Annotated in this window: 16 protein-coding genes and 4 tRNA genes; all 20 read right to left on the bottom strand. The window is 51.1% G+C overall.

Annotated elements, in window-relative coordinates; genetic code table 11:
* Positions 1-102 precede the first annotated feature (102 nt).
* The gene (rplD, locus tag AACZ40_RS07580; protein WP_291168242.1) at positions 103-732 is read right to left on the bottom strand and encodes a 50S ribosomal protein L4; all 630 of its coding nucleotides are present in this window, start codon (positions 730-732) and stop codon (positions 103-105) included.
* Positions 733-786: 54 nt separating this feature from the next.
* Positions 787-1,476, bottom strand: a complete 690-nt coding sequence (gene rplC / locus AACZ40_RS07575) for a 50S ribosomal protein L3 (RefSeq protein ID WP_291168240.1) — start codon at positions 1,474-1,476, stop codon at positions 787-789.
* Positions 1,477-1,636: 160 nt separating this feature from the next.
* Positions 1,637-1,969, bottom strand: coding sequence for a 30S ribosomal protein S10 (rpsJ, locus tag AACZ40_RS07570; protein ID WP_002649712.1), 333 nt, complete (start codon positions 1,967-1,969; stop codon positions 1,637-1,639).
* Positions 1,970-2,240: 271 nt separating this feature from the next.
* Entirely contained in the window at positions 2,241-4,340 is a 2,100-nt protein-coding gene (gene fusA, locus AACZ40_RS07565; protein ID WP_291168235.1) for an elongation factor G, read from the bottom strand.
* A 384-nt stretch (positions 4,341-4,724) separates the two neighbouring features.
* Complete coding sequence (gene rpsG, locus AACZ40_RS07560) at positions 4,725-5,204, bottom strand: 30S ribosomal protein S7 (protein WP_291168233.1); 480 nt, start codon at positions 5,202-5,204, stop codon at positions 4,725-4,727.
* A gap of 90 nt (positions 5,205-5,294) precedes the next feature.
* Complete coding sequence (gene rpsL, locus AACZ40_RS07555) at positions 5,295-5,666, bottom strand: 30S ribosomal protein S12 (protein WP_145114887.1); 372 nt, start codon at positions 5,664-5,666, stop codon at positions 5,295-5,297.
* A gap of 226 nt (positions 5,667-5,892) precedes the next feature.
* Positions 5,893-10,254 (bottom strand): DNA-directed RNA polymerase subunit beta', encoded by a 4,362-nt coding sequence (gene rpoC, locus AACZ40_RS07550; RefSeq protein WP_339673814.1) that lies wholly within the window; start codon positions 10,252-10,254, stop codon positions 5,893-5,895.
* Between the two features lie 95 nt (positions 10,255-10,349).
* The gene (rpoB, locus tag AACZ40_RS07545; protein WP_291168229.1) at positions 10,350-14,066 is read right to left on the bottom strand and encodes a DNA-directed RNA polymerase subunit beta; all 3,717 of its coding nucleotides are present in this window, start codon (positions 14,064-14,066) and stop codon (positions 10,350-10,352) included.
* A 522-nt stretch (positions 14,067-14,588) separates the two neighbouring features.
* Positions 14,589-14,996: a 50S ribosomal protein L7/L12 gene (rplL, locus tag AACZ40_RS07540; protein WP_291168227.1), complete on the bottom strand. Its 408-nt coding sequence runs from the start codon at positions 14,994-14,996 to the stop codon at positions 14,589-14,591.
* A gap of 134 nt (positions 14,997-15,130) precedes the next feature.
* Positions 15,131-15,667 (bottom strand): 50S ribosomal protein L10, encoded by a 537-nt coding sequence (gene rplJ / locus AACZ40_RS07535; protein WP_291168225.1) that lies wholly within the window; start codon positions 15,665-15,667, stop codon positions 15,131-15,133.
* A 75-nt stretch (positions 15,668-15,742) separates the two neighbouring features.
* Positions 15,743-16,447 carry a 50S ribosomal protein L1 gene (gene rplA / locus AACZ40_RS07530; RefSeq protein ID WP_291168224.1) on the bottom strand — a complete coding sequence of 235 codons (705 nt, stop codon included), beginning with the start codon at positions 16,445-16,447 and terminating at the stop codon, positions 15,743-15,745.
* A 95-nt stretch (positions 16,448-16,542) separates the two neighbouring features.
* Entirely contained in the window at positions 16,543-16,968 is a 426-nt protein-coding gene (gene rplK / locus AACZ40_RS07525) for a 50S ribosomal protein L11 (protein WP_339673808.1), read from the bottom strand.
* A gap of 68 nt (positions 16,969-17,036) precedes the next feature.
* Positions 17,037-17,621, bottom strand: a complete 585-nt coding sequence (nusG, locus tag AACZ40_RS07520) for a transcription termination/antitermination protein NusG (protein ID WP_291168220.1) — start codon at positions 17,619-17,621, stop codon at positions 17,037-17,039.
* Between the two features lie 175 nt (positions 17,622-17,796).
* On the bottom strand, positions 17,797-18,228 hold the full coding sequence (gene secE / locus AACZ40_RS07515; RefSeq protein ID WP_291168218.1) for a preprotein translocase subunit SecE: 432 nt from the start codon (positions 18,226-18,228) through the stop codon (positions 17,797-17,799).
* Positions 18,229-18,355: 127 nt separating this feature from the next.
* Positions 18,356-18,428 (bottom strand) — tRNA-Trp (locus tag AACZ40_RS07510).
* Positions 18,429-18,516: 88 nt separating this feature from the next.
* Positions 18,517-18,672 (bottom strand): 50S ribosomal protein L33, encoded by a 156-nt coding sequence (gene rpmG / locus AACZ40_RS07505; protein ID WP_144980952.1) that lies wholly within the window; start codon positions 18,670-18,672, stop codon positions 18,517-18,519.
* A 116-nt stretch (positions 18,673-18,788) separates the two neighbouring features.
* Positions 18,789-19,985, bottom strand: a complete 1,197-nt coding sequence (gene tuf, locus AACZ40_RS07500) for an elongation factor Tu (protein ID WP_291168213.1) — start codon at positions 19,983-19,985, stop codon at positions 18,789-18,791.
* 149 nt (positions 19,986-20,134) lie between these two features.
* Positions 20,135-20,207: transfer RNA gene (locus tag AACZ40_RS07495), tRNA-Thr, on the bottom strand.
* A gap of 39 nt (positions 20,208-20,246) precedes the next feature.
* Positions 20,247-20,317: transfer RNA gene (locus AACZ40_RS07490), tRNA-Gly, on the bottom strand.
* A 39-nt stretch (positions 20,318-20,356) separates the two neighbouring features.
* Positions 20,357-20,438: transfer RNA gene (locus AACZ40_RS07485), tRNA-Tyr, on the bottom strand.

Genomic DNA, 20,438 nt, shown 5'->3' with positions numbered 1-20,438 from the left:
ACGACCTGATACGGCTCCAGCTGAACGCCTTTTTTTGAACCATCCGACATAACAACTAACCTCAATACTCAGACTGGATGACTAAACTGAAAATCCTGTAAACTATTCTTCAACCCGACCGAGCAGCCGATCCAGGGCCGACTTGGTCAGAACCATCTGCCGCTGATGCAGAACATCATAGGCATTCAGGTCGCTTGCAGGTGAAACCTGCACTCCAGCAATATTGCGAGCAGATTTCCATATTACAGGATCATGCCCTTCCACAGTCAGCAGACAGCTGGTGCTGGATAACCCCAGAGCCTTCAGCACGCCTGTGACTTCTTTTGTTTTTGGAACCTGCAACACCAGCTCATCAATCAGCGTTACCTGTTCATCTTCGAATTTACTTAAAATTGCCATGCGGGTCGCCAGCTTGACTGCCTTCTTAGGCAAACGATAGCTCCAGTCTTTGGGAGTTTTCGCAAAAGTGTGACCACCACCACGCCGCACAGGAGTCCGGGAAGCACCAGCACGGGCACGACCAGTTCCCTTCTGACGGTACAGCTTCTTGGTACTGCCAACAACCATACCACGGCTCTTTGTTTTGGAAGAACCAATTCGCTTATTCGCCTCATACATCACGACTACATCGTGCAGTAACTGGCGATTGATTCCATTGGCCAGTTCCGTGGACTCAAATTCATATTTGCCCACTTCTTTGCCAGCTTTATCTTGAATTGCAACAGAAATCATTTCGACACCATTTATATAAGGCAGAACTGTCTACGTACTTCAAACACTCAAAAACTAATACTTGTTAGTCTGACGAATCACCAGGTCACCCCCGTTGGGCCCTGGCACGGCACCCCGGACCAGAAGAACGCCGTTCTCCTCATCGACCCGGACCACTTTCAAATGTCTGACAGTAATCTGCTTGCCACCATATCGACCACCCATTCGCGTCCCCTTCATTACACGGGAAGGATCCGCACTCTGACCAATCGAACCACCATGACGGTGAACCCGTTTCACACCATGCGAAGCACGTTGACCAGAGAAATTATGTCGCTTCATTACACCGGCGAAACCACGCCCCTTGCTGGTACCAATCACATCGATGAACGGCACATCAGCGAAGACAGACACAGTCAGCTCGCCACCCACTTCGCAACCATGATCTTCTCCATCGGTGCGAAACTCTTTCACAAACCGTTTGGGTTCACAGCCTGCTTTTTCAACAGTGACGACACCAGCTTCGGTCCGTTTCTTCTGACGCTTACTGTCCAAGGCAGCCACGTGACCACGTTCACTTCGAGCAGCGAGGCGGCGTGGTTTATCTTCAAAACCAACCTGAACCGCTTCATACCCATCCGTGTCCAGAGTACGCACCTGGAGGACATGGCAAGGACCAGCCTGAATTACAGTGACCGGAACCATTACCCCGTCATCATAAATTTGCGTCATTCCGACCTTTTTACCCAGCAGACCGACAGGCATACTCATCACCCTTAAACAACGGGAACAAAGCTTCCACGAACACCGTCCGTACAGACAGCAGGAAGCATAGCACCACCAGCCAAAGCTGGATCCCTAACCAATCAAGCGACACCGACACAGAGCCAGCACCGCGAGCATCATAACGAAAACCGATAAAAGACTAGTTTCCGCCAGCGGACGCCTTAATTTTAATATCAACTCCAGCAGGCAACGACAATTTATTCAAAGCATCAATCGTCTTACCGGTTGGAGACAAAATATCAACCAAACGCTTATGAGTCCGAATTTCAAACTGCTCGCGAGATTTCTTGTCGATGTGCGGCCCCTTCAGAACCGTATATCGCTCAATTCGCGTTGGCAACGGAATAGGGCCATGCACGATCGCACCGGTTCGCTTCGCGGTATCAACAATATCTGCTGCCGACTGATCCAAAACGGAGTGATCATAAGCTTCCATGCGAATTCGAATTCGCTCTTGACTCGCAACGGCCACCAATAATTTCCTTCTTTAAAATTAGACTCTTACCCCGTTTAGACATTTTTCTCACACGGGGAAGCGAGCAATACTAATGAGACCCTTACCACTTGTCAACAACCCCAACAAAGCTAAAACGCTTTTTTTGAAATTCTGACATCTTCACCTGGAATTCTCATTAGCCACTGGTCATCTGAATTCCGGTACACGGCTTTCAAACCAGCAGAGGAGACAAGTTACACATTCACCCGCTGGATACCAAGCGTCCAACCCTATGATTTTTCAAAAATTATCCAATCATCTCTTTTAAGACACTCGGCGGAGCCGGTGCGTACTTCAATGGCTCCATGGAAAACGAGGCACGACCCTGCGACAGACTGCGAATCTGGGTAGAATAACCAAATAACTGTGACAGCGGCGATTCGACCTCCATCACACACAGATCACCCCGCCACTCACTGTTTAACACATTGGCATTACGGGAACTGAGGTCCGCCTGGATATTTCCCCGAAACTCATCAGGAGTCACGACTTCCATCTTCATAATCGGCTCCAGCAACTGCATTTTTGCATCCATGATACAGCCATGCAATGCCTCGGAAACCGCGGCCTCAACCGCAGTATCATTCGTTTCCCCTTCACGGGCATGGGCATCCAGGACAGTGAATTGCACATTCATCAGCGGAAAGCCAACCTGGCCACCTCCATCAACCCCCATCCTTAAGGTCTCCATGACCACTTTAGTCAACGCCGGATCCAATTCCTCGGGCTTTAACTTACTGATAATGGAAACAGGTGACTCACCCTTGAAAGGTTCCAGCCGCAGCTTGACCCTGAAATACATATTGCCGTTTGCCGAAGGGCGATTGAACTCCACTTCTTTCTCGATCGCCGCAGCGACCGTTTCGCGATAGCTCACCCGAGGCTTATGCACACGCACGCTCAAATTAAATTCTTTCTGCATCCGGTTTCGCAACACTTCCAGATGCAATTCCCCCATACCCGACACGATTGTCTGCCCGGTCTCTTCATTAGGAATGGCCTTGAAGGTCGGATCCTGGCGGGACAGCTTGACCAGGGTCTCTTCGAGTTTTTTCCGATCCGCGCTCGACTCCGGCTCAACTGCCATCGAAATCACTGTCTCGGGAAATGAAATACTTTCCAGCAGGATCGGATGCTTGATATCACACAGTGTATCCCCCGTAACCGCATCTTTGGGCCCGATCACCCCGGCAATATCGCCGGCATCAATGCTGTCTGTTTCAACTTTTTCCCGCGCGTCGGCATGTACGCGCCAGAGCTGACTGATTAATTCCTTCTTCCCCGTTCGTGCATTCAGCAGTCGCGTACCACTCTTCAACTGTCCCGAATAAACTCGGATAAAGCATAAATCGCCGTGCTTGTCTGTCTGAATCTTAAAGACCAGGCCGCACATGGGCTCATCGACTGAAGTCTCCCGCGACTCAGGCTCGCCGGCTTCACCGCCCCGCTTTTTCGGTTGCGGATTGATCCCCGCCACAGGCGGACGATCCAGAGGACTGGGCAGAAACGCTCCCACCGCATCCAGCACAGGCTGTACGCCGATAAAATTCAGAGAAGAACCGCAAAATGTCGGCTGCAGATCACCCCGCAGCGTCGCCTCCCTCAACAGGCGCAGCAGATCTTCTTCCGGGATATCCTCGGTTTCGTAATACTGCTCCAGCACCTTCTCATCCAGCTCGGCAACGGCTTCCAGCATTTTACTCCGCCACTCCTGCGCCTGCTCAAGATACTCAGGGGCAATCTCACGGACTTCGAAGCTGGATCCCATCGACTCTTTGTCGTAATAGAGCGATTTCATTTTGACCAGATCAATCACGCCTTCAAAAGAGACCCCCGTGGAAGTGGAACCCTCCCCGATCGGGACCTGCAGCGCGACCGGATTGGCGCGCAGACGGCGACGGATCTCTTCAAATGTGCGATTGAAACTGGCACCAATACGGTCCATCTTATTGATGAAACAGATGCGGGGCACATTGTATTTATCCGCCTGGCGCCAGACGGTTTCGCTCTGCGCCTCCACCCCTTCCATCGCACTGAACACCACCACTGCACCATCCAGCACCCGCAGACTCCGCTCCACCTCGGCCGTAAAATCCACGTGCCCGGGCGTGTCAATGATGTTGATCGAGTAGCCTTTCCAGTGACAGGTGATCGCAGCAGAGTAAATGGTGATTCCCCGCTTCGCTTCCTCTTCATCGAAGTCGGTTGCCGTTGTCCCCTCATCAACACCGCCGGGCCGGTGCACCACGCCTGCATAATACAGAATCCGCTCCGTGGTCGTCGTTTTACCGGCATCGATGTGAGCGATAATCCCGATGTTTCTGATATGATCTATTGAAGCTGACATTTTCCCTGCCATCCCATTCACAAAATTATTAATATACCAGTGGCCCATCCATCCTGCATTAACCGGTGATCAATGCCAGGCGAGCACGCCAACGCGCGTGCAGACCACTCCGGTCAACGCGACACCCCAGATCTGCCAAGACGCTGGAACGCGTCGCATTGAACCATTCTCTTAGTCTATTATACTCGACCCAAATGGCCTTGGAGACGCCACGGTAAAACCTGGATACAAGCCTTACCTGGCAGCAACACCTCTCCTGCCTGCAACCCAACTCACACACTCTGCTGCGACTCTTTTCATTCTTGCACTGTATCAAAAAAAAAGACGCACAAAGTAATGGCGCGAGAGCCATACCAGTGCGTCTTTATGATCGATTAACTTACTTTAGCGTGAGAAGGCGAAGTGAGCAAATGCTTTGTTCGCTTCAGCCATTCGATGAATATTCTCACGTGTGGTCATGGCTGTCCCCTCTTTCTTGTGAGCGGACATGATTTCATCAGCCAGACGGACTTCCATCGGACGCCCCTTCTTGCCGCGAATTGCTGCCAGAATCCAGCGAATCGCCAGAGTCTGCTGACGCTTGGAACTCACAGGTGTGGGAACCTGGTAAGTCGCACCACCGACGCGCTTGGATCGGACTTCCACACTGGGCTTTACGTTTTCGACAGCCTGTGTGAAAACTTCGATCGGCTCCACATCGGGAACCTTCTCTTTGATACGATCCAGGGCATCATAAAAGACGTTTTGAGCAACGCTCTTTTTGCCATCGTGCATCAGGCAGTTAACAAACTTGGAAGCCAGCAGCGAATTGAACCGCGGATCTGGCTTCAACTGACTTACACTGGCTGTAAACTTCTTGCCCATTGCAACTTTTCCTCTGACAGTAATTTCAGCGTTCGTGCAGAACACTGACAAATGTGATCAAATATTAAATGTTTGTATTGAAACCAGGGTCTATTTAGGACGTTTGGTACCGTAGCGGCTGCGTGCCTGGCGACGGTCATTCACACCCAGTGTATCCAGCACACCGCGGATGACTTTATAACGTACACCCGGCAAGTCGCGAACACGACCACCACGCACCAGCACAATCGAGTGCTCCTGCAGGTTGTGACCTTCACCCGGAATGTAAGCCGTCAGTTCTTTCCCGTTGGAAAGACGGACACGAGCCACTTTACGCAAGGCGGAGTTCGGCTTTTTCGGAGTGACGGTTTTCACCTGCAGACAGACCCCACGCTTCTGCGGACAACCTTCCAGCAGAGGAGTTTTACTCTTGGAAGTCTGTTTTTTTCTTGGCTTACGAATCAACTGATTAATCGTTGGCATCTGAAACAATCCATCTTCGTTCAAAACTTGAACTACAATAAACACTTCTATTTACATGCAGCCATCGAAACAAATGGCCACTTTATTCGCTTCTTTTCCGTACCTCTCACGGAGACAGGAACGGGACAATGTATCCAGCCCGAACGCTTCCGTCAAGTCTCACACCTGATCCATTTTTGATCAAAGGCAATCGACTGATCCGAAATATCGTTCGGACTGCTACACTTTATTCATCATACGGATTCGGACTGGGTGGAGTATTTTCCACTGAGGGATCAGTTCCCCCCTGCCCGTAATCTTCTACATCCTGACCGCCTCCCAGGGGAACCGGTTTATCAGGCTGCACTTCGTTCAACAGACTCATGCGAGCTGCCAGAATCCGTTCTTTTTCTGCTTTCAGTTCTTCCAGTGCTTCCGGACGAATTCGCACCTCGGCAGTCTGATGCTGGTAGAAACCAGTTCCTGCCGGCACGAGGTGCCCCAGAATCACGTTTTCTTTCAGACCAACCAGGTAGTCGACCCGCCCTGCCAGAGCAGCTTCGGTCAGCACCTTGGTTGTTTCCTGGAAACTGGCTGCCGAGATAAAGCTTTCGCTCTGTACGGAAGCCTTGGTAATCCCCAGCAGCTGCGAACTGGCCGATGCCGGTCGCGGCTGAGTGAAGCTGGCAGGACCCTGTCCGGCCAGTTCCACCTGGGCATTCACTTCTTCAATCGTCGCCAGTGGGACCAGGTCGCCAGGCTGGAAGTCGGTATCACCGGCATCCACAACCTTGACACAGGCACTGGTCTCTTCATTGATCTGCTGGAAGGTCAGTTTGTCAAGCACAATGCCCGGCAGCAGATTGGTATCACCAATATCTTCGACCAGAACCTTACCCAACATCCGGGAAATAATGATTTCCAGATGCTTATCGTCAATCGTCACACGCTGTGCACGATACACATTCTGAATTTCATGCAGCAGGTACTGCTGGACTGCTTCCGTACCACTGACGCGTAAAATGTCATGCGGTACCAGAGGCCCACGCACCAGCGCGTCGCCGGCTTTCACCAGGTCGCCTGCATGCACCAGCAGATGCTTACCATGCGGAATGACGTGTTCCACTTCAGTTCCGTCTTCCCCACGGACAATCACGATTCGCTTGCCGCGTTTCTTTTCGGGAACGAATTCGACTTCGCCGTCGATTTCGGCCAGAACGGAAGGGTCTTTCGGGCGACGTGCTTCAAACAGCTCCGTCACTCGAGGCAGACCACCGGTAATGTCCTGGGTACCGGAAGATTCACGTGGGTTCTTCGCCACCACGGTTCCCGCGGTGATCTGTTTTCCTTCTTCCACTTCGATACTTGCCTTTTCAGGCAGGTAATAGAAGTCGAGAATCTTGCCGGTTCCATCTTCGATGATGATCTGAGGATGCAGCTCCCCTTTGTGCTCGATGATCGAACGACGAATGTGACCACTGGGGTCCTTGTCGGTACGAATCGTCTTGCCTTCCACACACTCTTCGTAACGGACGCGTCCGCCGACTTCCGCCAGAATTGAGATGGAGTGAGGGTCCCACTGACAGATCACCTGGCCATCAGTCAGCTCTTCACCTTCGCTGACCATCAGGGTCGCACCGTTGGGAATGGTATAGCGTTCGAGTTCACGACCCCGCGGATCGTTAATCACGACTTCACCATTTCGCGTCAGTACAACGCTGAAACCATCGTTGTTGACCACAGTTCGAATGCGGGCAAAGGTTGCTTTACCAGCACGACGGGTACGAATTTCGTTTTCTTCCACTTCACGGGAAGCGGTTCCGCCGATGTGGAACGTACGCATTGTCAGCTGAGTACCAGGTTCACCCACACTTTGTGCAGCGATAATCCCGACAGCCAGGCCTTCTTCCACCAGCGAACCGGTCGAGAGGTCCATGCCGTAACACAGCCGGCAGAGACCCAGAGAAGATTCACAGGTCATCGGGCTGCGGACCTGGATTTTCTCCAGACCCATACCTTCGATACGCCGGGCAATCTCAACGGTAATCAGTTCGTTTTCACGAACGATGACTTCATCGGTAATCGGGTCCACAATGTTCGTACGACTGACACGACCACGGATCGCATCGGTCAGACTCATTTCGACCTTTTCACCTCGATAGACCACACCACGGGTCATACCCTGAGTCGTACCACAGTCGTGCTCAGTAACCACCACGTTCTGACAGATGTCCGCCAGCTTACGTGTCAGGTAACCAGAGTCGGCTGTTTTCAGAGCAGTATCCGCCAGACCTTTACGTGCACCGTGAGTCGAACTGAAGTACTCCAGCACGGTCAGACCTTCACGGAAGTTCGCTTTAATCGGGGTTTCAATAATTTCCCCACTCGGCTTCGCCATCAGACCACGCATACCACCCAACTGACGCATCTGTTCGATACCACCACGGGCACCGGAATTTGACATCAGGTAGATCGGGTTCACGTACTTGCCGTCTTCACGGTAGTCGTTTTCCAGCTCGTGCATCATGGAAGTTGTGATCAATTCACGGGCGTGGGTCCAGGTATCGAGTACCTGGTTGTAACGTTCTTCCACAGTAATCAGACCACGGTCATACAGTTTGTTTTTCTGCAGAACTGTTTTTTCCGAATCCGCAATCACTTTTGCCTTGTTCGGCGCGGTCTTCAAGTCGCTGGTGGCGAAGGACAGACCACTGAGTGTTGATTCCCGGAAACCGGTCTCTTTCATCTTGTCAAGCAGGTTGATCGTTTCCCGTCGCCCCAGTTCGAGGTAACAGTCAGAAATCACGGTCGACAGGTCACGGCCTTTCATCGTCAGGTTGTAGAAGGCCATCTTCTTCGGCAGAATGTCATTGAAGATCACACGACCGACGGTCGTTTCAATCAAGCCACCCATTTTGAAGTCGTCTGCCCCGTCACCCTTAATCCGCTTGTCGGAAGGCATCCGGACCTTGATGATCGCGTGCCGAGCAAGTCGCTTCTGCTGGAAGGCAGCATGCACTTCGTTGACACCCGAGAAGATCATGCCTTCACCCAGCCGCTCTGGTTTCTTGAGCGTCAGGTAGTAACAACCCATCACGATATCCTGCGAAGGACGAATAATGGGCGCCCCGTCGGAAGGACTGAAAATGTTGTTGGTTGACAGCATCAACGTGGTCGCTTCCACCTGGGCTTCGATAGACAAGGGCAGGTGAACCGCCATCTGGTCGCCGTCGAAGTCCGCATTGAACCCACCACAAACCAGCGGATGGACGCGGATCGCGTTCCCTTCCACGAGGATTGGTTCAAACGCCTGAATCCCGATACGGTGCAGAGTCGGAGCCCGGTTCAACAGCACGGGGTGATTCTGAATGACTTCATCGAGAATATCCCATACATCCTCATCCTTACGCTCCAGCATGCGCTTGGCAGATTTGATGGTATCGGCATGGCCGCTGTCTTTCAGGCGACGAATGATGAAGGGCTGGAACAGTTCCAGCGCGATCTTTTTGGGCAGACCACACTGATGCAGTTTCAGTTCAGGGCCCACCACGATGACACTTCGTGCCGAATAGTCAACACGTTTACCCAGCAGGTTTTCACGGAAACGTCCCTGCTTACCTTTAATCATGTCAGTCAGCGACTTCAAAGGCCGGTTGGAAGAACCCAGTACCGGACGCTTACAGCGGTTGTTATCAAACAACGCATCGACCGACTGCTGCAGCATGCGTTTTTCGTTACGCACGATGACTTCAGGTGCATTCAGGTCAACCAGCTTTTTCAGACGGTTGTTTCGGTTGATAATACGCCGATACAGATCGTTCAAATCGCTGGTGGCAAAATTGCCTGAATCCAGTAACACGAGGGGACGCAGATCGGGAGGAATCACCGGAATCACTTCCAGTACCATCCACTCAGGGCGGTTGTCACTGTCTCGCAATGATTCGACAATTTTCAGACGCTTGATGTAATCTTTACGCTTCTGCTGACTGTTTGTTTCGAACAGGTCTTTTCGCAGTTGGACGGACAATTCGACCAGGTTCAGGCTCATCAACAGCTTCTTGATGGCTTCCGCACCCATTTCGATTTCAAAAGCACCCGGACCATACTTGGCCTGGTTCTGGCGTGCTTCTTCCTCGGTCATGGTCTGGCACATTTCCAGAGGGGTCTCCCCGGGATCGGTGACGACATAATCCTGGAAGTAAACCACCTTTTCGAGGGCGGTCGTCTTCATGTTCAGCAAAGCACCCAGGCGGCTGGGCATGGATTTGAAGAACCAGATATGCACGATAGGGGCAGCCAGTTCAATGTGACCCATCCGCTTTCTACGCACGCGGCTGTGGGTGACTTTCACACCACAACGGTCGCAGATCATGCCTTTATACTTCATGCCCCGGTATTTTCCACAGGCACATTCCCAGTCTTTTTCAGGACCAAAAATCCGCTCGCAGAACAGACCATCCCGCTCGGGGCGGTAAGTTCGATAGTTAATGGTTTCCGGCTTTTTTACTTCGCCGAATGACCAGCTTCGAATATCGTGTGGACTGGCCAGTCCAATTTTCACTGAACCGTAATCGTTAATTCGCTCGTAAGCTGTCTGTGCAACACTCACTGTGCACGCTCCTTATTTTCTGAACTAATTATGATCAGACATTGATCCTGAAAAAGAAAATTCATGCCGCACGCGTTCCCCATCCCGGGGACGCGCTACCCGGGATTCTTTTCCAGTTGTAGATTCAAACCAAGTCCACGGATTTCGTTGTTTAGCACGTCAAAGCTGGCTGGCGTACCGGCTTCCAATGTATTCTCGCCATTCACCATCGATTCATATATCTTCGTACGGCCTTCGACATCATCACTCTTGACTGTCAGCAGTTCCTGCAGAATGTAAGCAGCACCGTAAGCTTCCAGTGCCCAGACTTCCATTTCCCCGAATCGCTGACCACCGAACCGGGCTTTACCACCCAGAGGCTGTTGTGTAATCAATGAGTAAGGACCGGTTGAGCGTGCATGCACCTTGTCATCTACCAGGTGGTGCAGTTTCAACATGTAGATCTGGCCCACGGTTGTTTTCTGTTCGTAAGCCTCGCCTGTTCGACCATCGAACAACTGAGCCTTCCCATCACGGGGCAGACCGGCTGATTCCAGGTAATCCTGAATCTGTGATTCGACCGCACCATCAAAGACCGGACACACGGCCCGGAAGCCATGCTTCTCGGCAGCCCAGCCCAGGTGAGTCTCCAGAATCTGTCCCACGTTCATACGACTGGGAACCCCCAGCGGATTCAACATGATATCGATGGGTGTTCCATCTTCGGTAAATGGCATATCTTCGATCGGCAGAACCTTGGAGATCACCCCTTTGTTCCCGTGACGACCCGCCATCTTGTCTCCAACAGAAATCTGGCGTTTGGAAGCGACATACACCTTCACCATCTGCAGTACGCCGTTCGGCAGTTCTTCGCCGCGTTTCATACTGTTGACCTTCTGGTCACAGGTTTCGATCACGTCTTCCACATTGGGCCACAATTCCTCAATCACTGCACGGCAGTCTGCTTTTTTCTGCGGGCTGCGGATATCCATGTCATCCAGGTGAGACAGGAAATCATGGGCGTACTGCGACACGAATTTGTCTTCCGGAATTTCACGAATCTTGCGACCATCGTCATCCACCATCGGCTGTCCGAGGGCGTTTTCAAAGGTCTTGAGGAATTCGCGGAACTCTTCGGCAACTTTGTGATTCCCCTCTTCTTCGACCTTCTTCAGCTCTTCGTCATACTGCTTGCGCTCGTAATCGGTCAGGCTCATGCGACGGGCAAATTTTTCGGTATGAATCACGATCCCTTCCACACCACTGGATGCTTCGAGAGATTCGTTTTTGACGTCTTCGCCCGCACGACCGAAAATCGCATGCAGCAGTTTTTCTTCCGGCGTCAGTTCCGCCTTGGCCTTGGGTGATACTTTTCCAACCAGAATATCACCCTGGCGGACACGGGTACCGACCTTAATGATTCCGTCTTCGCTGATATGCCGCAGCGCCTTTTCACTGACGTTGGGAATATCGCGCGTGAACTCTTCACGACCCAGTTTGGTTTCGCGAATTTCCACGTCGAATTCATCGATATGAATCGAAGTATAAACGTCTTCTTTCACCAGTCGTTCTGACAGAATGATCGCATCTTCGAAGTTGTAACCGTCCCAGGACATGAAGCCCACCAGCACGTTACGACCCAATGCCAGCAATCCATCGGCGGCAGCAGCACTGTGGCAGAGAATCTGCCCCTTCTTCACCTGGTCGCCGATACTGACGGCAGGCGTCTGGTTCAGACAGGTGCGTTCATTCAGACCTTCGTATTTTCGCAGACGGTATTTCTTGCCGTTCACTTCAACCACGTTTCCGTCCACATAGGTCACTTTACCGGCTTTTTCAGCCCGCACGACCATCCCGGAGTTCTGAGCCACCGCAACTTCCATCCCGGTTCCCACCAGCGGTGGTTCGGCAATCAGCAGAGGCACAGCCTGGCGTTGCATGTTGGAACCCATCAAGGCCCGGTTCGCGTCGTCGTGTTCCAGGAACGGAATCAGACCGGCTGAAATCCCCACCATCTGAGCAGGGTCCACGTCGATGTAATCGACATCGCCGGCAGCAATCCAGACCACGTCATCACGGTGGCGTGCCATCACGCGGTCTTCGGTAAATTTACCATTTTCCACAGGCGTGTCGGCAGGAGCCACATGGACTTCTGCTTCTTCGTCGGCCCGCATCCAGTGCACTTCGTCGGTCAACTTACCATTTTTGACATAACGATAGGGAGTGACCAGGAAGCCATAGTCATCCACTTTTGAGAAAATACTCAAACTGGAAATCAGACCGATGTTGGTACCTTCCGGTGTTTCAATCGGGCAGATTCGTCCGTAGTGAGAAATGTGTACGTCGCGGACTTCGAAGCCGGCACGTTTCCGGTTCAAACCACCTGGCCCCAAAGCAGACAGACGCCGCTCGTGAGTCAGCATGGAAAGAGGGTTGGTCTGGTCAACGACCTGCGAAAGCTCACTGCGACCAAAGAAGAAATCGATGGCGGCAGAAACACTCTTGGGGTTGATCAGAGTCCGGGGTGACATTTCTTCAACGTCTTTTTGAGTCATCCGCTCCTGAACGGTACGACGCAGTTTCAGGAACCCTTTACGGATTTCATCGGATGCCAGTTCATCAATCGTACGCAGACGACGGTTACCAAGGTTATCGATGTCATCGACATAGGCAGAGGATTCACCGACCCGCAGCCGAACCAGGTAACGAATCGAATTGATAAAGTCTTCCGGACGCAGTGTCATTTCCGTATCGGGAACGTCCTGCTTGAATTTGCGGTTGATACGGAAACGGCCCACACGACCCAGGCGATAGCGATTCACGTCAAAGAACTTTTCTTTGAACAGATCAACGGCACGCTCCAGTTGGGGAGGGTTACCAGGACGCAGGCGGGAATAAATTCGCAGCAGCGCCTCTTCGTGGCTTGCAGTCGGGTCTTCAGCAATACTCTGCAGCACGAGCAGGTCGTTGACTTCTTCCACGATCTCAACCGTTTTCAAACCGGTGTCAACGATCTCATCGATCAGCTCTTCCGTGATGGTTCCACAGCAGTCCAGAATGATCTCACCACAACGGTCATGACCGGCGGGATAGATGATGTCTTCTGCCACGATCTTACCCAGCAGCTTTTCCATGGCGTTGCTGGACGAAATCTTTTCTGATTTCGTATCGTAAAACAGTTTGACCAGATCGGTGTCGGAAGAATAATCCTTGGACATCGCCCGCAGCAGGGTCATGGCTGAGAATTTACCACTCTGGTCAATGCGTACGCCCAGTGTGTCTTTCTTGCCGACTACCAGCTCGATCCAGCTGCCACGCTCGGGAATCACCCGGCAGGAATATTCTTTCTTTTCTCCCGGCTCTGAACTCAACACAAAGTCCACACCAGGTGAACGGTGCAACTGGCTGACGATACACCGCTCTGCCCCGTTGATGATGAATTCACCACCGCCGATCATCACGGGCAGATCGCCCAGGTAAACTTCTTCTTCAATGGGCTGCTCTTTCACAAGACGCAACCAGACACGGAAAGGCCGGCCATAAGTCATACGCAACTGACGACATTCCGTGGGAGTATAGCGGGGCTTGCCCAGTTCATACTTGACGTATTCCAACTGGTATTGTCCCTGGTAACTCTCGATCGGAAACACTTCACGAAGAATTTCTTCCAGCCCCTGATTTTTTCGCTCGCGTGGCGATTTGTCGGCCTGAAGAAAACTCGCATAGGACGAAGTCTGGATTTGTGTTAAATCAGACAACTCAAAACTATGTTCAATCTTACCAAAGTTCTTGACAGTATTTGTGGGAATAGTTCGCTGTGCTGGAATCGGCATTAAGATGATCTTTTCTACTTACCTGGTGCCAGATGTGGAAATGCGCTGCGCAGTTGATGCGGGAGGACTGACAGAGCATAAACCAAGAATAGCGAGGAACCGCAGCGCGCACCTCGAGAGAATACAGCCCCAGATGCTGCATTAAAAGCGAATCGCTTGATTAAATTAAAGCCTGATAAATCGCTCAATACTACTTTGCTATTCAAAAGAGAGTGCAATGAGTCGATTGCTTAGACCAAATGGGACTGAAACGATGACTGATCGAAGCAGATAAACTTACGGAAACAAATAGGAAGCAGCATCAATACGTAACGAACAAAGCTTCTGAATACAGTCACTCCACCTACGTTCGAAGACGACCCGACCATTTTCGCGCGCTCCTGCTCGTAAGCATTGTAAACTGTGTAACAGAACACTTCAATCATTCGCAGAAAAAAACCATATGTACATATAAACGGAAACCTAACCTGTGCCAAACAATTTCGGCACAGGTCAGATCCAGATGGCTTTTTTCGTGATGGACTACTTAACTTCAGCAGTACCGCCGACTTCTTTGATTTCCTTAACCAGTGCTTCAGCATCTTCTTTCGAAATGCCTTCTTTCAGTGGCTTGGGAGCACCTTCGACCAGGTCTTTTGCTTCCTTCAGTCCCAGGCCTGTGGCCGCACGGACGATCTTAATTACCGGGATCTTGTTGTCGCCAAATCCGGTCAGAATGACGTCAAATTCTGTCTTTTCTTCAGCGGCAGGACCAGCTTCAGCAGCAGGACCAGCCATCATGACAGCGCCACCGGCGGCAGCTTTAATACCATGAACTTCGTCGAGGTATTCAGCCAGATCTTTAGCCTGGAGCAATGTCAATCCAGCAATTTTGTCACCCAGTTCTTTGGTTTCTTCACCAAATTCAGTTGTTGCTTCGGCTGTCGCCATCTTCTCTTTCCTTTCGCACGAATGCGTAAAATAAAATCTCTCAACAATGTAAATTGAATCAACGCTGCTTAGCTTCAGCAGCCGTTGCTGCAAATCCTGACAATGAAATCACAATCCCCGAAAAAATCAGCGAATTATGATTCCTCTCCTTCAGAGGATTCTTCCCCTTCGGAAATTGTCTTAATTTGCCCTGCAAGGGTCCCACCAGGACCTTTGATCGCCCCTGCCAACTGTGCACCCGGTCCAAGGATCCGGGAGACAATTTCGCCGATCAATTCCATTCGACCAGGGCTCTTACTCAACTTTGTAACATCATCCGATGAAAGCGGTGTTCCTTCTGTTACACCACCCTTAATTTCCAGCGTACTGATGTCGGAAGCCCACCTGGTCATCTCCTTAGAGAGGGCGACAATGTCTTCCCCGCCCCAGACCAGAGTGGATGGTCCTTTCAGAACTTCATCCAGACCTTCAACGCCAATATTGGCCAGGGCCCGGCGTGCCAGGGAATTCTTCACCGTCAGGGAGGCAATCCCTTTTTCCTGCAGCTTCAGGCGGAGACCGTTATCGGTAATCGCGTCCACTTTTGCAGAATCAACTACGACGAAGTCACGGACTTCGCTGATCCGAGCCTCAATCTCGGAGATGATCATTTCTTTTACAATTTTACTCATTAGATCTCTTCCAGCTTATGAAACGCCGAAAACTGTTTCTTTGTTTTAATGATGATTTCCAGATGATCTCTGCAACTAGAGAGCAACGGAAATCCCGGGGCTCATTGTCGCTGAAACAGCAACATTCCGTACATAAGACCCTTTAACCGAGGAAGGTCGCAGAGAATCCAGAAACTTCAGCATCGCCTGAATGTTCTCGACCAGCTGGTTCGCATCGAACGACAACTTACCGACCCGGCAATGAATGTTGCCGCCGGCATCCACACGAAACTCAACCTTACCCGCTTTGTAATCCTGAACTGCGGTGCCCACATCCTGGGTCACAGTACCGGCACGAGGAGATGGCATCAGACCACGAGGTCCCAGCACGCGCCCCAGCGGGCCCACCACACCCATCATGTCGGGTGTCGCAATCGCCACATCGAAGTCGAGCCAGCCACCTTTGATTTTTTCAGCCAGATCTTTGCCACCAACGGCATCGGCACCAGCGGCTTCCGCAGCATCTGCATTGGCCCCTTGAGCGAACACAACAACCCGTTGTGTCTTACCAATTCCGTGAGGCAGATTGATAGAACCACGCACCAGCTGGTCAGCCTGACGGGGGTCTACACCCAACCGCACGGCCAGCTCAACAGTCTGGTCCATTTTGACCGGCTTGATTTTGGCGGGCAGATCATTCTCCAGAGACTTCAGCACTTCGACCGCCTCTTCCAGACCGACTGTACCGACGCCTGCCAGCTTTTCGTTATAATACTTAATTCGCTTGGATTGTTTTCCCATGACTCTCTATCCGACTAAACGTGAGATGGATTAATGAATTTTTGCCTGTACTTAAGCCTGAGCTCTTCCCACAGGAAGACATTCAGCAGACCGGTCTATTTTTCAACTTCAAGGCCCATGCTGCGAGCAGTACCGGCAATAATTTTTGCAGCCTGATCAAGGTCAGGAGCATTCAGATCCGCAAACTTGGTCTTGGCAATTTCCTTTAACTGATTCATAGTCACTTTGCCGACTTTGTTTCGCTTGGGGTTACCCGAGCCTTTGGCGATCTGAGCAGCCTGCTTCAGCAATCCCGCAGCGGGCGGACTCTTCATGATAAAGTCAAACGAACGGTCGTTGTACACGCTGATGACAACGGGAATCGTCGTTCCGGCCATATCCTTGGTACGATCGTTGAACTGCTGAACGAACTGACCGATATTGACACCGTGGGGGCCCAGGGCTGTACCAACAGGAGGAGCCGGAGTCGCCGCACCACCGGGAATCTGAACTTTTACTTCTGCAACAAGCTGCTTAGCCATTCGACCGACTTTCAAACACTTTATAAATAGATGAATCTTTACTGTTTAACACAGAGCCTGATGACCCGTTAAACTTTTTCAATTTGCCAGTACTCCAACTCCGTCGGAGTCGGACGACTGAATATTTCAATCAGAACGGTTACTTTGCCACTGGCTTCATCAACCGCATCGATGGTTCCTTCAAACCCTTCGAAGGTGGCATCCTTCACCTTGACTACATCACCCACCTGGAAATCAAGCTTGATTTTGACAGGGGTTTCTTCTTTTGATTCTTCACGTCCCAGCATACGGGCAATTTCATGCTCCTGCATGGGGATCGGCTGACCTGCAGCTCCGGTAAAGTCCCCCACTCCATTCGTGGAACGCACCAGATACCAGCTGTCATCATTGAGCTCGACCTGGATCATCAGATATCCCGGATACAGCTTTCGCTCAAAGACCCGCTTTTTACCACCCTTTGTTTCTACCACTTTTTCTGTGGGGATAATAATCTCCCCGAAATACTCTTCCAGCCCATCCCGCTTAATGCCGCGTAAGAGTGCGTCTCGAATGGATTTCTCCCGGTTGCTCTGCACCTTCAACACGTACCAGAGGCGCTTTTCTGAGCCCTCCGGACTTTCAGAGGTCGGTTCAGAACCAGAATCATTACTCATGAGACACCTTCAATAGAGCTTCCGCATCTGACAAAAGCCCTGTTTGACTCTAATGCTGCAATCCAGAAGACCGCAAAAAACAGGAATCGCTCATAATGAGCAGGAAGAACAATTTATTCAAGAAGTACAGCTCAAAAAACTCTGTAATTCATTGAAAGGCAGACCCTCTTCTTCGTCAGATCTGCAAAAAGTTGATCAATCTGAACAACCACTGCCAGAATACGTCAAAGGCCAGCAGTAAAAACGCTAAAAAAAACATCAACACAATCACGACCGCGGTAGACCGCCACAACTGCTCCCAGGTCGCCCACGTGACCTTGCTGATTTCTGCCTCTACCGAGATCAGAAAGTCTGCAAAACGGGGAAAATTCACCACCCGGTATGCCAGCCACGTACAAATCACAACAATCGAGACCGCAATACCCTTCTGCATTCCAGGAGACATCCCCAGAGGCAGCACGTTGTAAAGCGAATAAGCCCCAAAAATGGCAATTGCCACCAAGCCCAGCGCAGTCAACTGACGGACCAGTCGTCCCTGATTTCTTTTATACAAACCGCCACTCACCAGAGTAGCCGAGAACGCTTGTTCCGTTTTGGATTTAGCCATGAGACCAGTTTACTAAAATATTTATAAACAGAGGCGAAACAAATAACCGCAATCCTGCGTTTTACCACGCCAGAGACATCAGACCAGACACCTCAACACACCCTGACAGCAATTGCAACTCTTTAAACACGGGCGGAGGGACTTGAACCCCCAACCGCTGGATTTGGAATCCAGTGCTCTGCCAATTGAGCTACACCCGTCTACCTGCCTGAACCGACCAGATACTTTGATAACCGGAAGCAACTCAAAAAACCGACACCAGTCACAAAACCCCGGCCAGCAAGACGCTTATTTCTTGCGAGACTCTTTGTGCAGAGTGTGACGACGCAGCTTCGGGCAATATTTCATCAGTGAAAGTCGCTCTGTGCCACGAGTTTCCTTACTGACCCGATAATTTCGCATTCCGGTCTCAGTACATTCTAACCATACATATTCACGTGCCATAACAGCCCTCAGCCCTGACGGACAACGATTTCACAAATCTAGTATAACTTGAAGGTGCCCACCCCATGAAAACAGGGTGGACACCAGATATTCAACAGTAAAAGCAATACTCTCAACTACTCAACGATTTTGGTAACCACACCAGAACCAACGGTACGACCACCTTCACGAATCGCGAAGCGACTACCTTCAGACATGGCGATAGGCTTACCAAGCTCAACCTGAACTTCAACGTTATCACCAGGCATACACATTTCTGCGCCACCCATCAATGTGGTTGAACCGGTTACGTCGGTTGTTCGGAAGTAGAACTGAGGACGGTACCCGTTGAAGAACGGAGTATGACGACCACCTTCTTCTTTGCTCAGTACGTAAACCTGACCGTCGAACTTGGTGTGCGGAGGAATGGAGCCTTTAGCAGCCAGAACCTGACCACGCTCGACGTCTTCCTTCTTGGTACCACGCAGAAGAATACCCACGTTGTCACCAGCCAGACCTTCATTCAAAGTCTTCTGGAACATTTCCACGCCGGTACAGGTTGTTTCCTGGGTATCACGCAGACCAACGATTTCCACTTTATCGCCGACAGTGATTTTGCCCTGCTCGATACGGCCGGTTACCACAGTACCACGACCAGCGATCGAGAACACGTCTTCAATCGCCATCAGGAATGGCTTATCAGCTTCACGTTCGGGAGCTTCAATGTTGGCATCCAGAGCATCCATCAGCTCACCAATGCAGGCATTGTACTTTTCGTCAGCAGGATGATCGAGAGCACCCTTGGCGTTACCACGTACGATCGTGATCGAGTCTCCATCAAAACCATACTTGGTCAGCAGCTCGCGAATTTCCATTTCAACCAGCTCGAGCAACTCTTCGTCGTCGACCAGGTCACACTTATTCAGGAAAACAACCAGCGAAGGCACATCCACTTGGCGTGCCAGCAGAATGTGTTCACGCGTCTGAGGCATCGGGCCGTCAGCAGCGGAAACCACCAGGATGGCACCATCCATCTGGGCAGCACCGGTGATCATGTTCTTGATATAGTCAGCGTGACCAGGACAGTCGATATGAGCGTAGTGACGAGTTTCGCTTTCGTACTCCACGTGACTCACAGCAATTGTCACAGTCTTGGTATCGTCACGAACGGTTCCCCCCTTCGCAACATCAGCATAACTCTTCATCTGGGCAAGACCCTTCTCGCTCTGAACGGCCAGCAATGCTGTTGTCAGAGTTGTCTTACCATGGTCGATGTGTCCAATCGTACCTACGTTTACGTGCGGCTTTGTTCGCTCAAAGACTTCCTTAGCCATCTCTCTTTAAAACCCCTTTTTTAAACCTGACACAACGCCAGACTTAAACAATAAAACCAACAAAACAAATAGCGAGGTAAAAACAGGAGTCACCCCTCGCACGCAAGAGGCACACACCTCCTGATAACCACTTAAAAATCAACTCAAAAAGCTGCTGATGGGACTTGAACCCATGACCTCGTCCTTACCAAGGACGCGCTCTACCAACTGAGCCACAGCAGCACTTTTTGATATTTAATCGAATCTCAAAACTTATAAAAAAGCGGGTGAAGGGAATCGAACCCTCACAACCAGCTTGGAAGGCTGGGGCTCTACCGTTGAGCTACACCCGCACTGCACTGTGACTCAGTCAAACTCCAACATTTATATAATGGGGGAAGCAGGATTCGAACCTGCGAAGGCGTAGCCATCAGATTTACAGTCTGACCCCTTTGGCCGCTCGGGAATTCCCCC

Source organism: uncultured Gimesia sp., assembly GCF_963972345.1.
GTDB lineage: Bacteria > Planctomycetota > Planctomycetia > Planctomycetales > Planctomycetaceae > Gimesia.
Note: the sequence above shows the minus strand (reverse complement) of the source record. Positions and strands in the feature narration are given on the sequence as shown.